This window comes from Caballeronia sordidicola (assembly GCF_000729995.1).
GTDB lineage: Bacteria > Pseudomonadota > Gammaproteobacteria > Burkholderiales > Burkholderiaceae > Caballeronia > Caballeronia sordidicola_A.
Window position 1 is genome coordinate 90,578 of record NZ_JNFG01000006.1, and the last position, 13,656, is coordinate 104,233.

Annotated in this window: 11 protein-coding genes; 5 read left to right on the forward strand and 6 right to left on the reverse strand. The window is 60.6% G+C overall.

Annotation, left to right across the window (positions count from 1 at the left end):
• The first annotated feature begins 9 nt into the window (after positions 1–9).
• Entirely contained in the window at positions 10–822 is an 813-nt protein-coding gene (proC, locus tag FH08_RS0106125) for a pyrroline-5-carboxylate reductase (protein WP_031357481.1), read from the forward strand.
• Positions 823–1,025: 203 nt separating this feature from the next.
• Here proC and ubiA read toward each other — a convergent pair whose 3' ends face one another.
• The 6 genes from ubiA to recG form a co-directional block, all read right to left on the reverse strand.
• On the reverse strand, positions 1,026–1,886 hold the full coding sequence (gene ubiA, locus FH08_RS0106130) for a 4-hydroxybenzoate octaprenyltransferase (RefSeq protein WP_031357482.1): 861 nt from the start codon (positions 1,884–1,886) through the stop codon (positions 1,026–1,028).
• 182 nt (positions 1,887–2,068) lie between these two features.
• Complete coding sequence (locus FH08_RS0106135; RefSeq protein ID WP_031357483.1) at positions 2,069–2,560, reverse strand: Dps family protein; 492 nt, start codon at positions 2,558–2,560, stop codon at positions 2,069–2,071.
• 165 nt (positions 2,561–2,725) lie between these two features.
• Entirely contained in the window at positions 2,726–2,887 is a 162-nt protein-coding gene (locus FH08_RS52460) for a hypothetical protein (RefSeq protein ID WP_160172434.1), read from the reverse strand.
• A gap of 83 nt (positions 2,888–2,970) precedes the next feature.
• Complete coding sequence (locus FH08_RS0106145; RefSeq protein WP_031357484.1) at positions 2,971–4,455, reverse strand: catalase; 1,485 nt, start codon at positions 4,453–4,455, stop codon at positions 2,971–2,973.
• Between the two features lie 360 nt (positions 4,456–4,815).
• A complete protein-coding gene (locus tag FH08_RS0106155; protein WP_031357485.1) occupies positions 4,816–5,775 on the reverse strand; it encodes a hydrogen peroxide-inducible genes activator in 960 nt (319 codons plus the stop codon).
• A gap of 191 nt (positions 5,776–5,966) precedes the next feature.
• Entirely contained in the window at positions 5,967–8,207 is a 2,241-nt protein-coding gene (gene recG / locus FH08_RS0106160; RefSeq protein ID WP_031357486.1) for an ATP-dependent DNA helicase RecG, read from the reverse strand.
• 368 nt (positions 8,208–8,575) lie between these two features.
• Between recG and queA the strand changes: the two genes are divergently transcribed.
• The 4 genes from queA (at position 8,576) to secD (ending at position 13,644) form a co-directional block, all read left to right on the forward strand.
• Complete coding sequence (gene queA / locus FH08_RS0106170) at positions 8,576–9,628, forward strand: tRNA preQ1(34) S-adenosylmethionine ribosyltransferase-isomerase QueA (protein ID WP_031357487.1); 1,053 nt, start codon at positions 8,576–8,578, stop codon at positions 9,626–9,628.
• Between the two features lie 158 nt (positions 9,629–9,786).
• Positions 9,787–10,974, forward strand: a complete 1,188-nt coding sequence (gene tgt, locus FH08_RS0106175) for a tRNA guanosine(34) transglycosylase Tgt (RefSeq protein WP_031357488.1) — start codon at positions 9,787–9,789, stop codon at positions 10,972–10,974.
• Positions 10,975–11,145: 171 nt separating this feature from the next.
• The gene (gene yajC / locus FH08_RS0106180; RefSeq protein ID WP_031357489.1) at positions 11,146–11,469 is read left to right on the forward strand and encodes a preprotein translocase subunit YajC; all 324 of its coding nucleotides are present in this window, start codon (positions 11,146–11,148) and stop codon (positions 11,467–11,469) included.
• A gap of 105 nt (positions 11,470–11,574) precedes the next feature.
• Positions 11,575–13,644, forward strand: a complete 2,070-nt coding sequence (gene secD, locus FH08_RS0106185) for a protein translocase subunit SecD (RefSeq protein ID WP_031357490.1) — start codon at positions 11,575–11,577, stop codon at positions 13,642–13,644.
• The last annotated feature ends 12 nt before the right edge of the window (positions 13,645–13,656 follow it).

The window sequence follows — 13,656 nt, forward strand, 5'->3', positions numbered from 1 at the left end:
GAACTCACTATGAAAATTGCGTTTATCGGTGGCGGCAACATGGCATCCGCGCTTATCGGCGGTTTGATCAAGCGCGGCGTTGCGGCTGCGGATCTGTACGTTGTCGATCCTGGCGAAGAGGCGCGCGCTCGTACCGGAAAGGACTTCGACGTGGCGACGGGCGCGTCCATCGATTCGACACTTGCTGACTACGACGCGATCCTTCTCGCCGTGAAACCGCAGGTCTTGAAGGACGTGGCCGCCGCGCTGCAGCCGGTGTTGTCGAAGCAATTAGTGATCAGCATCGCGGCCGGCATTCGTGCCGCCGACCTGTCGCGCTGGCTCGGCGGTTATACGCAAATCGTGCGCACCATGCCGAACACGCCGGCGCTGATCGGCATGGGCGTGACGGGTCTCGCCGCGCTGCCCGGTGTTGACGATGCCGGCAAAGCGCTGGCGTCGAAGGTACTGGAAGCGGTTGGCAAAATCGTCTGGTTCGACGACGAAGCGAAGATCGACGCCGTCACCGCCATTTCGGGTAGCGGCCCGGCGTATGTGTTTTATTTCATCGAAGCCATGCAGGAAGCTGCGCGGCAGCTTGGCATGGACGAGGAGCAAGGCCGCGCGCTCGCGGTGGCTACGTTCACGGGTGCGGCGCAATTGGCAGCGCAATCCAGCGAACCAGCGAGCGTGTTGAGGGAGCGCGTGACATCGAAGGGAGGGACGACTGCCGCGGCTTTAGCTTCCTTCGATGCCCAGGGCGTGAAGGACGCTATCGTTCGTGGCGCGTTGGCCGCGGATGCACGGGCGAAGGAGATGGGCGAGGAGTTGGGGAAGGCTTGAAGTCGGCCCGATCAATGGGAAGAGCCACGAGGTTTCCATGGCTTCTTGTTACCGGACCTGTTCGTCAGGCTACCGACGTGACGCGCTTGCGTTAGCGTCCTTGCGCGATGCGGCTCCACTCGGCTCTGCCCTGCTCGACAAATCCGGCGTCGTGTCAATGCAACCAACCTGAAACGCTTCAGCGCTGGTTGGCTTGAATCGTGTTACCGCATAAATGCGTAGCTCGCCGCGATGCCTGCGAACAGTACGCCACCCAGCCAGTTGTTATGTTTGAACGCGGCGAAGCACGGCATGCGTTCGCGGTTCTTGATCAGCGTGTAGTGATAGATCGCGCATGCCATCGCTGCCGCCCAGCCGATCCAGTACAACACGCCGAACGCCAGCGTCAAGCCGATCCATACGTAGATCCCGAGCGTTGCGGCATAGCAAAGCATGATCGCGAGGACATCGAAACGTCCGAACGTCAGCGCCGATGTGCGGATGCCGATCTTGATGTCATCGTCGCGATCGACCATCGCGTATTCGGTGTCGTAGGCAACCGACCAGAACACGTTGGCCGCCAGCATGATCCATGCGAGCGCGGGGACGTGGTCCTGCACGGCGGCAAAAGCCATGGGAATGCCGAATCCGAACGCGATGCCGAGATACGCCTGAGGAATCGCGAAGAACCGCTTCGTGAACGGATAACTCCCCGCGACGAACAGCGCGAACACCGAGAGCTCCTTGGTCAGGGTGTTGAGCGGCAGGATCAGTAAGAACGCAATCAGCGATAACGCCGCCGCCAGCGCCACGGCTTCCCATGCGGCAATCTTGCCGGATGTGATGGGCCGGTTTTCGGTGCGCTTCACGTGTTTATCGAAGTCGCGGTCGGCGTAGTCGTTGATCGCGCAACCCGCCGAGCGCATGAGCAACGTGCCGAGCACGAAGATGAGCAAGAGCATGGGTGACGGATGACCGCTCGATGCAATCCACAACGCGTTGAGCGTCGGCCACAGCAACAGCAAGCTGCCGATGGGTTTGTCCATGCGGACGAGGCGAAGATACAGCGGGAGGCGAGCGAACATGGCGGTTGAACGGCGGCAATGGCGGTAACCGCATTTTAAGGCAGAGGAGATTCGCGGTTGGCTTTCCCTTCTGGTTTGACGCGGCGAAGAAACCCCGAAAACCAAGAAGCCCCGCGTTCTGCCGAACGCGGGGCTTCTTCAATTCCATTCGCCACGCTCGATCCATGGCGATCGAACCGAACTTACTGCCCAAGCATCGCGCGCAACATCCACGCGGTCTTTTCGTGAATCTGCATGCGCTGCGTGAGCAAGTCAGCCGTCGGCTCGTCATTAGCGCTGTCGGTCAGCGGGAAAATCGCGCGCGCCGTGCGTACAACCGCTTCCTGACCTTCCACCAATTGGCGAATCATTTCTTCGGCAACCGGAATGCCATCGGCTTCAGGAATGGACGACAGCTTCGCGAACTCGCGATAGCTACCCGGCGCGTACACGCCCAGTGCGCGAATGCGTTCGGCGATCGAATCAACAGCCAGCGCCAGTTCCGTGTATTGCCCTTCGAACATCAGATGGAGCGTGTTGAACATCGGCCCCGTGACGTTCCAGTGAAAATTATGGGTCTTCAGATACAGCGTGTAGGTATCGGCCAATAGGTGCGACAAACCATCGGCGATCTTCTTGCGGTCTTTGTCGCTGATACCGATGTTCACAGCCGGTGATGCGATTTTCTTCGCCATAGTGACTCCGTGAGAGTGATACGAACAGTGCAAGCGACCCGTCCAATGCTGCTACCGGGGCCGCCGAGCGTTCGTGAGTTTATCTTAGAAACGCAGTGCGACCCGCCATGGAGGCGGGCCACAAGGGATATCTCGATGCGTCAGGACGACGCGCTGCAAGGATAATCAGATCAGACCCGCACCATGCAATCCTTCGATAATCACCGCCGCGTAACTCGCCGCGACAATGCCAAAGCCGATCGCGAGCCGTACGCCGCGCGACGCATTGAGACTCTTCGCCTCGATACCGCTCACCGCCCGTTCGAGTGTCATGATCGCTTGTGTCATCGTCGTTCTCCTTGAGTTCAGCCCTTGAGTCTGCATGTCGATTCACAAAGGGACGCACATTCTGAAAATGCGTCCCGTCCTGCTTACTTCACCGCGGCTTCCACGTCATCGTCAGCCGTTTCAACCTTCTGGCCCAATGCCGCGAGCGCCGCGACCACACCCGCCGCATACGCCGGATCGGCACGCCGGAAGTGCTCGATCTGCACCGCGACGATCTCGTTCGGCACGCCGTGAATGTGCCGTGCGATGTTCCCGAAGAAGCGCTGCTTTTGCGCGTCATCGAAGAGTCGGAACAGCGCGCCTGCCTGGCTGTAGTAGTCGTCGTCTTCACGATGGTCGTAACGCTCCACCGCGCCCGCCGCCAACGCCGGTTCGTTCACGCTCGGGTCCTGCGCAAAGTCGCCAAAGCGATTCGGCTCGTAGTTCACGCGGCCACCGCTGTTGCCATCGACGCGCATGCCGCCATCGCGATGAAACGAGTTCTGAACGGCGGTCTTCGGCGCGTTCACCGGAATCTGATGGTGATTGATGCCAAGACGATACCGATGCGCATCGCCATACGAGAACAAGCGCCCTTGCAGCAACCGGTCCGGCGAGAAGCCAATACCCGGCACCACGTTCGCCGGCGTGAAAGCGGCTTGCTCGACATCAGCAAAATAGTTACCTGCGTTGCGGTTCAACTCGATCGTGCCTACATCGATCAGCGGAAAATCCTTGTGCGGCCAGACCTTGGTGACATCGAACGGATTCATGCGATACGTCGCGGCTTCAGCTTCCGTCATCACCTGGATGCGGAAATTCCACTTCGGGAAATTACCGCGATCGATGTTGTCGACCAGATCACGCTGCGCGCTTTCCCGATCGCCGCCGACTACCGCTGACGCTTCGGCATCGGTGTAATTCTCGAGAGGCTGCTGCGACTTGAAGTGGAACTTCACATAGAAGCGCTCGTTGTTCGCGTTGATGAACGAATACGTGTGCGAGCCGAAACCATGCATCTGCCTGTAGCTCTTCGGAATCCCGCGATCGCTCATCAGGATGGTGACCTGATGCAACGATTCCGGATGCCGCGCCCAGAAGTCCCAGGCCGCCACGTTGCTGCGCATGTTGGTGTACGGATCGCGCTTTTGCGTATGGATGAAGTCAGGAAATTTCAGCGGATCGCGGATGAAAAACACCGGCGTGTTGTTGCCGACGACGTCCCAGTTACCTTCTTCCGTGTAGAACTTGATCGAGAAGCCGCGCACGTCGCGCTCGGCATCAGCCGCCCCGCGTTCACCCGCAACGGTCGAAAAGCGCATGAACAACGGCGTTTGCTTGCCGACTTCCGCGAACACCTTGGCTTTCGTGAAGCGGGAAATATCGTGCGTGATCTTGAGCGTGCCGAACGCGCCCGATCCCTTGGCGTGCACACGACGCTCGGGGATAACTTCGCGGTCGAAATGCGCGAGCTTCTCGATCAGCCAGAAATCCTGCAGCGCGATCGGACCACGCGGACCAGCGGTGATCGAATTCTGGTTGTCGCCGACTGGCGCGCCTGCTGCATTGGTGAGGATGCGATTGGTCATCGATTACTCCGTGAAATTTGTCTGGGACGAAAAGTTATGCCGGGTGAGTTTCAGCAAGTGCGGGCGAAGCTGGCTAGCACGTCCACCACAACGCCTTTGGCTTCGCGATAAGCGGCGGCGAGTTGCGTGGCCTGGCGGGCGATCAGCGTCATGGCTTCCTCCGGTTTGTTTTGTTGGATCAGGGCCGATCCATGGAGGTGAGAATAGCAAAAACTATCTGTTTATCGAATTCAATTAATTTAATCTATGCGATAGGTCAAATGAATCCGGGGCGCACGAGGATCGAGGGAGGCGGGGAAATGGTGCCGGAAGCCGCGCCCAGTCTGGACGCGGTACGAGCTAAATCCAGCTAAGACAGGATTAGTTGACTGCGGCGGGCAACTCTAGCCGCGTAACACCTGGGAGATTGCAGGCAGCGATTGCGTCGCAAATGGCTTCGATAGCCGGCATCCGCGTGAAGCTCTTGCGCCACGCCAGCACGACGCGCCGGTCCGGAACCGGGTCCTCGAAGGGAACGTAGCTCAGGAGACCCGCATCCACGCCGCCCGCGTGCGGTTTCACTTCCATCACCGACATCCGCGGCAGCACGGTAATGCCGACGCCGCTGGCGACCATATGCCGGATGGTTTCCAGCGATGACCCTTCGAAGGTCTTCTGGATTCCGTCCGCGTTCTGCGAAAAACGCATCAGTTCAGGGCACACGCCGAGCACGTGATCGCGGAAACAATGGCCGCTGCCCAGCAGCAGCATGGTTTCCAGCTTCAGGTCATCGGCATTGATCTTGGGCCGGTTTTCCCACGGATGACCCGCCGGCATGGCGACAACAAACGGTTCATCGAACAGCGGGCGCACCATCAAGCCCGTTTCCGGAAACGGCAGCGCCATGATGGCGACATCGATTTCGCCCTGCTTGAGCAGTTCGATGAGCTTGAGCGTGTAGTTCTCCTGCAGCATCAGTGGCATCTGCGGGACGCGCTTGATCATCTGCTTGACCAGCGTGGGCAGCAGATACGGCCCGATGGTGTAGATCACGCCAAGACGCAGCGGCCCAACCAGCGGGTCCTTGCCCAGCTTGGCGATTTCCTTGATGGCGAGGGTTTGTTCCAGAACGCGCTGTGCTTGCGTGACGATCTGTTCGCCGATTGGTGTGACGCTGACTTCGCTGGTGCCGCGCTCGAAAATCTGCACGTTCAGTTCATCTTCCAGCTTTTTGATTGCTACCGACAAGGTCGGCTGACTCACGAAACACGCCTCGGCCGCACGGCCAAAATGCCGCTCGCGCGCCACCGCAACGATGTACTTCAATTCGGTAAGGGTCATTAGGGGCCAATCAGAGTCATTGAATCGATAGGATTTGACTTATACACCCGTCGGGGGGATTCGCCAACTGTGACCAAGCGAAGCCTTGGAATCCGCGGAGGAAATCTCGCGCCAGCCATCGGCCTCAGCGTACAAGCGCGGCAGCCCGTGCTTGCATGCAGTCGCTTAAGACCCGGGAAATCGCGCTGCGTTCAAGCTTTCAGAAATTGCTCGCGCGCGCCAAGCCATCGCGCCAAGTGATTTGTGACCGCCTCGGGGAACTGAGCCAGCATCTGGTCCGCTGCCGCACGCGCCGGTTCGATCAGCCAGCCATCGTTTTCCAGGCTCGCAAAACGCAACATCGCCGCGCCCGACTGACGCGCGCCGAGGAACTCGCCGGGACCGCGGATCTCCAGGTCGCGACGCGCGATTTCGAAGCCATCGGTGGTTTCACGCATCGTCTGCAATCGAGCGCGCGCCGTCTGAGACAACGGCCCGGCGTACATCAGCACGCACACTGAGGCCGCGCTGCCCCGCCCCACACGGCCACGCAACTGGTGAAGCTGCGCCAGGCCAAAGCGCTCTGCGTGCTCGATCACCATCAATGAGGCGTTCGGCACGTCCACGCCGACTTCAATCACTGTGGTCGCGACCAGCAACTGGACTTCGGCGCGCGTGAATGCATCCATGACGGCGGCTTTCTCCGCCGGCGGCAAACGCCCATGCACAAGCCCGATGCGCAACTCGGGCAACGCGGCAACCAGCGTCTCGTACGTCTCCACCGCCGTCTGCAATTGCAGCGTCTCGCTTTCTTCGATCAGCGGACACACCCAATACACTTGCCGGCCGGTCAGCGCCGCCTCGCGCACGCGGGCGATCACTTCTTCCCGGCGGTTATCGGCGACCAGTTTGGTCAGGATCGGCGTGCGCCCGGGCGGCAATTCATCAATTGTCGATACATCCAGATCCGCGTAATACGTCATGGCGAGCGTGCGCGGAATCGGCGTGGCCGACATCATCAGTTGATGCGGCTGGAAGTTGTTCACACCATCGGCGGCGTTATGCGCCTTGGCTCGCAACGCAAGCCGCTGGGCCACGCCAAACCGATGCTGTTCATCGACGATCACAAAACCAAGCCGCGCAAACTCCACCGCGTCCTGAATGATCGCGTGCGTGCCGATCACCAAGTGCGCCGCTCCCGATGCCGCCGCTTCAAGCGCCGCGCGTTTTTCCTTCGCCTTCAGGCTGCCGGCAAGCCATGCCACCGTCACGCCCAGCGGCTCGAGCCAGGCGCGCAGCTTACGGGCGTGTTGTTCAGCGAGGATTTCGGTCGGCGCCATCAACGCGGCCTGATAACCGGCATCAATGGCTTGCGCGGCAGCGAGCGCCGCCACAATCGTCTTGCCGCTGCCTACGTCGCCTTGCAACAGGCGCTGCATGGGGTGCGGCAACATGAGTTCGCCGGATATCTCGGCGCACACGCGTTCCTGCGCGCCGGTCAGCTTGAACGGCAACGTACCGATGAACCGCGCGACCAGCGATTCGGGCACATGCTGTAACCGCGGCATCACCGGAGCGGCGCGCGTGCGGCGTTCCTCATGCGCCCGTTTGAGCGACAACTGCTGCGCGAGCAATTCCTCAAACTTGATGCGCGTCCACGCCGGATGCGTGCCGTCGATCAACGCGTTTTCATCGGAATCGGCGTGCGGATGATGGAGCGTTTTGACGGCATCGAGCAAAGCGGGCACGTTCAGCGGCTGCAGATGCGCGCGGGCGATTTTTTCCGGCAGCAACTCAGGCAGATGAACCCTCGACAACGCGCTGTCGATAGCCTTACGCAAATACGCCTGCGACACCCCCGCCGTGCTCGGATACACCGGCGTCAATGCTTGCGGCAGCGGCGTGTCCTCATCCACCGGACGCACCGCCGGATGCACCATCTCCATGCCGAAAAAGCCGCCGCGCACATCGCCACGCACCCGCAGGCGCACGCCGATCGCCATCTGCTTGACCTGCGAGCCGTAGAAATTGAGAAAACGCAGCGTGAGTTCGTCGCCGGCGTCGTCGTGGATCTTGACCAGCAACTGCCGGCGCGGCCGGTACGCGATCTCGTTGTCGAACACCACGCCTTCGGTCTGCGTGTTGTCGCCGGGAATCAGATGGCCGATCGGCGTGATGCTGGTTTCGTCCTCATAACGCATCGGCAGATGCAGCACGAGATCGATATCGGATTTGAGGCCGAGCTTGGCGAGTTTGTCGACGGGTTTTGGAGGTGCCGCCGCGGGCTTCAACGGCTGGACCTTGTCCGCGGCGATCTCCAGATTCGCGAGCGTTTTCGCAGCTGACCCTCGCCCGCGCTTGCGCTTTTGAACGGGCGCGTCGGGTTCACCGGCTGCATCGGGAGCGTCTTCAGCGTCAGGAGCAACGAGCAATCGGCGGTCGGACAAGGGCATCTAATCTCTTCAAAGTACAATATCGGCTTCGTTCGGCACGGCGATGGGGTCATCATCCGCTCGCCGCGCGGCATGTGCGGGTTCGTTAAAGCGCCTAAATAGGTGGCCGGCGACGGGTTTTTGCCCATCGGCCATATGGAACGCAGCCGCGAAACCAATGGCTTCCTTGTGCTTTCCGGGGCGCGATCGGCAAGCGGCACGGTGATTTCGAAAGCCGCGACGTTATTTGAAACCGTCGCAACGGTCGATCAGACATCCGGCCCACGAAACCTGAATTAACGCACTGAACCCGCGCCCACCCCGCGCCGCCTTGCCAAGCGCCTGGCCAAACTAACGCGCGTTTCATCGCGCATCGACCTGCTTTCCCCATGTTCACGCTTTCCGATTTCGATTTTAATCTGCCGCCCGAGCTGATCGCGCAAACGGCACTCACCGAGCGCAGCGCGAGCCGTTTGCTCGACGTAGATAACCACGTCGCGACGGCCACCTTTACCGATCGCCATTTCACCGAACTGCCGAACCTGCTGGAACCCGGCGACCTGCTTGTCTTCAACGATACCAAAGTCCTGAAGGCTCGGTTCCTCGGCCAGAAGGCCAGCGGTGGCCGTATCGAGGTGCTGGTCGAGCGCCTGACCGGCGCAACCACCGCGCTCGCGCAGATCCGCGCCAGCAAAAGTCCGTTGCCGGGCACGAAACTGGTTCTCGCCGACGCATTCGAGGTTACGGTCGGTGAGCGCGTGGAGCCGTTCTACACGCTGCATTTTCCTGCCGATTGCCTCACGCTGATCGAGCAATACGGCCGCCTGCCGTTGCCGCCCTATATAGAGCACGATCCCGATTCCTTCGATGAAACCCGCTACCAGACCGTCTACGCGGCGAACCCCGGCGCGGTCGCGGCGCCCACGGCCGGCCTGCACTTCGACCCGGCGCTGTTTGCCGCGCTCGACGCACGCGGCGTGGAGCGCGCGACGCTGACGCTGCACGTGGGCGCGGGCACGTTTCAGCCAGTGCGGGTTGAAAACCTTGCGGAACACAAGATGCATAGCGAATGGTATCGGCTGCCGCAGGAACTCGCGGACAAGATCACCGCGACGAAATCGCGAGGGAACCGTGTTGTCGCAGTCGGGACAACGTCGTTGCGCGCGCTCGAAGCGGCTGCCCGCGACGCGGCTGAAGCCGGCCGGCCGCTCGCGGAAACGAGCGCCGAGACGGACATTTTTATTACACCGGGGTATAAATTTCGCGTGGTCGACCGGCTTGTGACGAACTTCCATTTACCGAAGTCGACGCTGATGATGCTGGTCTCGGCTTTCGCCGGCATGGACGCGATTCGCGCGGCGTATGCGCATGCGATTGAAGAGCGGTACCGATTTTTTAGTTACGGCGACGCGATGCTGCTGACGCGGCAAACGGCGGCTTGAGAACGTCGTCTGCGACGCGGTGGCAAGGCAAGGCAAGAACGATTGAATGCGCCTCGTATCATCGTGCCGCCCGCATCACCTTATGCATTCTCGCCGCACCCCAAGAACACCTTACCCATCTGCGCCGGACTGTCCTCCGGTGGCACAGGAGCTTTTGAATGACCGCAACAAGCAACGCAGCCGATACCCTTGAAGCACCCGCCCGCCCCGAAAACGGCCTCAAGTTCGAGCTGATCACCACCGACGGCCAGGCGCGACGCGGCCGCGTCACCTTGAACCATGGCGTGGTCGAAACACCGATCTTCATGCCCGTCGGAACATACGGAACGGTCAAGGCCGTTGCACCGCGCGAGCTCGAGGAAATGCACGCGCAGATCATCCTCGGCAACACGTTCCACCTCTGGTTGCGCCCCGGGCTTGAAACAATCGCGGCGCACGGCGGTTTGCATCGATTCATGAACTGGCATCGTCCGATCCTCACCGACTCCGGCGGTTTCCAGGTCTTTTCACTCGGCGATCTGCGCAAGATCACCGAAGATGGCGTCACGTTCGCGTCGCCCATCAACGGCGACAAGCTGTTTTTATCGCCGGAAATCTCGATGCAGATCCAGAAGGTGCTGAACTCGGACATCGTGATGCAGTTCGACGAATGCACGCCGTACGCCACCAACGACGTGCCCACGCCGCACCAGGACGCAGCCGATTCCATGCGCATGTCGATGCGCTGGGCCAAGCGTTCCGTCGACGAATTCGCCAAGGGTGAAAATCCGAACGCGTTGTTCGGCATCGTCCAGGGGGGCATGTTCGAAGATTTGCGCGATGAATCGCTGGCCGGTCTCGCGGACATCGGTTTCCACGGCTTCGCGATCGGCGGCCTGTCCGTCGGCGAACCGAAGGAAGACATGATGCGCGTGCTGGAACACATCGGCCCGAAGCTTCCCGCCGACAAACCGCACTACCTGATGGGTGTCGGCACGCCGGAAGACCTCGTAGCGGGCGTGGCGTCGGGCGTCGACATGTTCGACTGCGTGATGCCGACCCGCAACGCACGCAACGGCTGGCTGTTCACCCGTTTCGGCGACGTCAAGATCCGCAACGCGGCGCACAAGAACTCGCTCAAGCCACTCGATGAAACCTGCGGCTGCTACACCTGCCGCAACTTCACGCGCGGTTATCTGCACCATTTGCATCGCGTGGGTGAAATTCTCGGCTCGCAACTGAACACGATTCACAACCTGCACTACTACCTGCAACTCATGCAAGAGATCCGCGATTCGATCGAAAATCACGCGTTTGACGCATTTGTGAAGCAGTTTAAAGAGGATCGCGCACGGGGAATTGACTGACCGGATGGCTAACGTCAGGCCATTGAATCTGCAATCGGCTTGATAAACATTACAATTGCTTTACGTCACGCTTTAACAGCTTGATCACAAAGCGCATTCCGCGCTTACGTGGCGTGGCCCGGTGGTAGAATAGCGGGCTAATTTTCTGATCGTTATAACGGAGAGACGGACGTGGATTTCATTTCAAGAGCTTTCGGCGGCGGCGCAGATGGCGCCCAGTCGAGCATCATGAGCTTTTTGCCGCTCATTTTGATGTTTGCAGTGCTGTATTTCATCATGATTCGTCCGCAAATGAAGCGCCAGAAGGAACATCGCAATATGCTGTCGGCCATGGCGAAGGGCGATGAAGTGGTAACCAACGGCGGTATTGTCGGTAAGGTCACGAAGGTGACGGATGCGTACGTCGGCGTTGAAATTTCGGAAGGTACGGAAATTACCATCCAGAAGGCTGCTGTCACGACTATCCTCCCGAAAGGCACGATCAAGTCGCTCTAAGGTCAACTTTTCTCGCGTCCGGCGCGGCCTCCGCGGCCAGTTGCCCGCTCATCGCCGGACGCGTCGCTTACCCCTCCTCGCCAACTCTCCTGTTCGGCCATCCCCATGAATCGCTACCCACTTTGGAAATATGCCGTGATGCTGGTGGCGCTAGTCATCGGCCTCGTCTATACACTGCCCAATTTTTTCGGCGAAGCGCCGGCGGTGCAGGTATCGAGCGGCAAGGCAACGGTCAAGCTGGATTCAACCACGCTTGCCAACATCGAAAACGCGCTGGCTGCCGACAAGGTGACGCCCGATGAAGTGACGTTCGACAATTCGTCGTTGAACGCCAACATCCGCGTGCGCCTGAAAGACACCGACACGCAATTGCGCGTGAAGGATCTGTTGCAGAAAACGCTCAACAGCGACCCGAGCGATCCGCAATATATCGTCGCGCTGAATTTGCAGGCAGCCTCTCCGCGCTGGTTGAGCGCGTTGCACGCGTTGCCCATGTACCTCGGCCTCGACTTGCGCGGCGGTGTCCACTTCCTGTTGCAAGTCGACATGGCGGGTGCGCTGAACAAGAAGCTCGACTCGAACGCGGCGGATGCCCGCGCGCTGTTACGCGATAAAAACATCCGCGATGGCGGTGTGAATCGCGTGAACCAGTCGGTCGTCGTGAATTTCGCGGATCAAGCCGCAGCCGACGCCGCGCGCACGCTGCTGACGGGCGGCCTGAGCGAACTGCAATGGGCGACCAGTCCGGGCGGTGACGGTTACCAAGTGATCGGTACGTTCACGCCGGCCGCGCAAAAGCTGGCGGAAGACAGCGCGCTGAAGCAGAACATCGTCACACTGCATAACCGTGTGAACGAACTGGGTGTGGCCGAACCGGTGATCCAGCAACAAGGCTCTGACCGCATCGTGGTCGAATTGCCGGGCGTGCAGGACACGGCGAAGGCGAAGGACATCATCGGCCGGACGGCGACGCTTGAAGCCCGTCTCGCCGATCCGACCAACACCCATCCCGGTCCGAACGATCCGGTTCCGCCGGGCGACGAACTCTTCACGCAGGGCAATACCGGCCCGACGCTCGTGAGAAAGCAGGTGATCTTCACGGGTGACCGGATCATCGACGCATCGTCGGGCTTCGACGAACATCAGCGTCCGTCGGTGAACATTCGCCTGGACGCCGCCGGCGGCCGCGCGGTGAGCAGCGTGTCGCGCGACAACATCGGCAAGCCGATGGCCATGATCCTGTTCGAAAAGGGCAAGGGCGAAGTGCTGACAGTCGCGACCATCCAGTCCGAACTCGGCGACCGCTTCCAGATCACCGGCCAGCCTTCGCCGCAAGCAGCAGCCGACCTGGCGCTGCTGCTGCGCGCAGGTTCGCTCGCAGCGCCCATGGACATCATTGAAGAACGCACGATCGGTCCGAGCCTTGGGGCCGACAACATCAAGAAGGGCTTCGATTCCGTGCAGTACGGTTTTGCCGCGATCGCCGTCTTCATGATCGCGTACTACATGCTGTTCGGCCTGATCTCCATGTTGTCGCTGTCGGTGAACCTGTTGCTGCTGGTCGCCATTCTGTCGATGCTGCAAGCCACGCTGACGCTGCCGGGTATTGCAGCTATTGCACTGGCACTCGGTATGGCGATCGACGCCAACGTGCTGATCAACGAACGGATCCGCGAGGAACTGCGTAACGGCGCGCCGCCGCAGCTTGCTATCCAGAACGGTTTTGCGCATGCATGGGCCACGATTGTCGACTCGAACGTGACTACGCTTATCGCGGGTCTGGCGCTGTTGGCGTTCGGCTCCGGTCCGGTGCGCGGCTTCGCGGTCGTGCACTGTATCGGCATCCTGACGTCGATGTTCTCGGCCGTGTTCTTCTCGCGCGGCCTCGTGAACCTCTGGTACGGCGGCAAGAAGAAGTTGCAGTCGCTCGCAATCGGTCAGGTATGGCGTCCCGCGGGCAGCGACACGGCTGCGGCCACCGCTGCTTACCTGGCAAATGAGCGTGGCGACGACTCCGCCGTCGATCAAGTCGTCCTGCCTGCAACACGCGCCAAAGCACCGGTTCCGGCCCGCTCGCAAAAGCAGGCCGCGCCACCCGTGCGCACCGGCAAGCCGGTCGTGCGCCGTCGCTCGGGTCCTGGTATTGAACCGAAAAAACCCGGCTCGTCCAACTGAGTCCCGGAGAAT

Excerpts from the sequence above, each read along its gene's own strand:
- proC (WP_031357481.1), top strand. The coding sequence starts at position 10 with ATGAAAATTGCGTTTATCGGTGGCGGCAACATGGCATCCGCGCTTATC.
- ubiA (WP_031357482.1), bottom strand. The coding sequence starts at position 1,886 with ATGTTCGCTCGCCTCCCGCTGTATCTTCGCCTCGTCCGCATGGACAAA.
- FH08_RS0106135 (WP_031357483.1), bottom strand. The coding sequence starts at position 2,560 with ATGGCGAAGAAAATCGCATCACCGGCTGTGAACATCGGTATCAGCGAC.
- FH08_RS52460 (WP_160172434.1), bottom strand. The coding sequence starts at position 2,887 with ATGACACAAGCGATCATGACACTCGAACGGGCGGTGAGCGGTATCGAG.
- FH08_RS0106145 (WP_031357484.1), bottom strand. The coding sequence starts at position 4,455 with ATGACCAATCGCATCCTCACCAATGCAGCAGGCGCGCCAGTCGGCGAC.
- FH08_RS0106155 (WP_031357485.1), bottom strand. The coding sequence starts at position 5,775 with ATGACCCTTACCGAATTGAAGTACATCGTTGCGGTGGCGCGCGAGCGG.
- recG (WP_031357486.1), bottom strand. The coding sequence starts at position 8,207 with ATGCCCTTGTCCGACCGCCGATTGCTCGTTGCTCCTGACGCTGAAGAC.
- queA (WP_031357487.1), top strand. The coding sequence starts at position 8,576 with ATGTTCACGCTTTCCGATTTCGATTTTAATCTGCCGCCCGAGCTGATC.
- tgt (WP_031357488.1), top strand. The coding sequence starts at position 9,787 with ATGACCGCAACAAGCAACGCAGCCGATACCCTTGAAGCACCCGCCCGC.
- secD (WP_031357490.1), top strand. The coding sequence starts at position 11,575 with ATGAATCGCTACCCACTTTGGAAATATGCCGTGATGCTGGTGGCGCTA.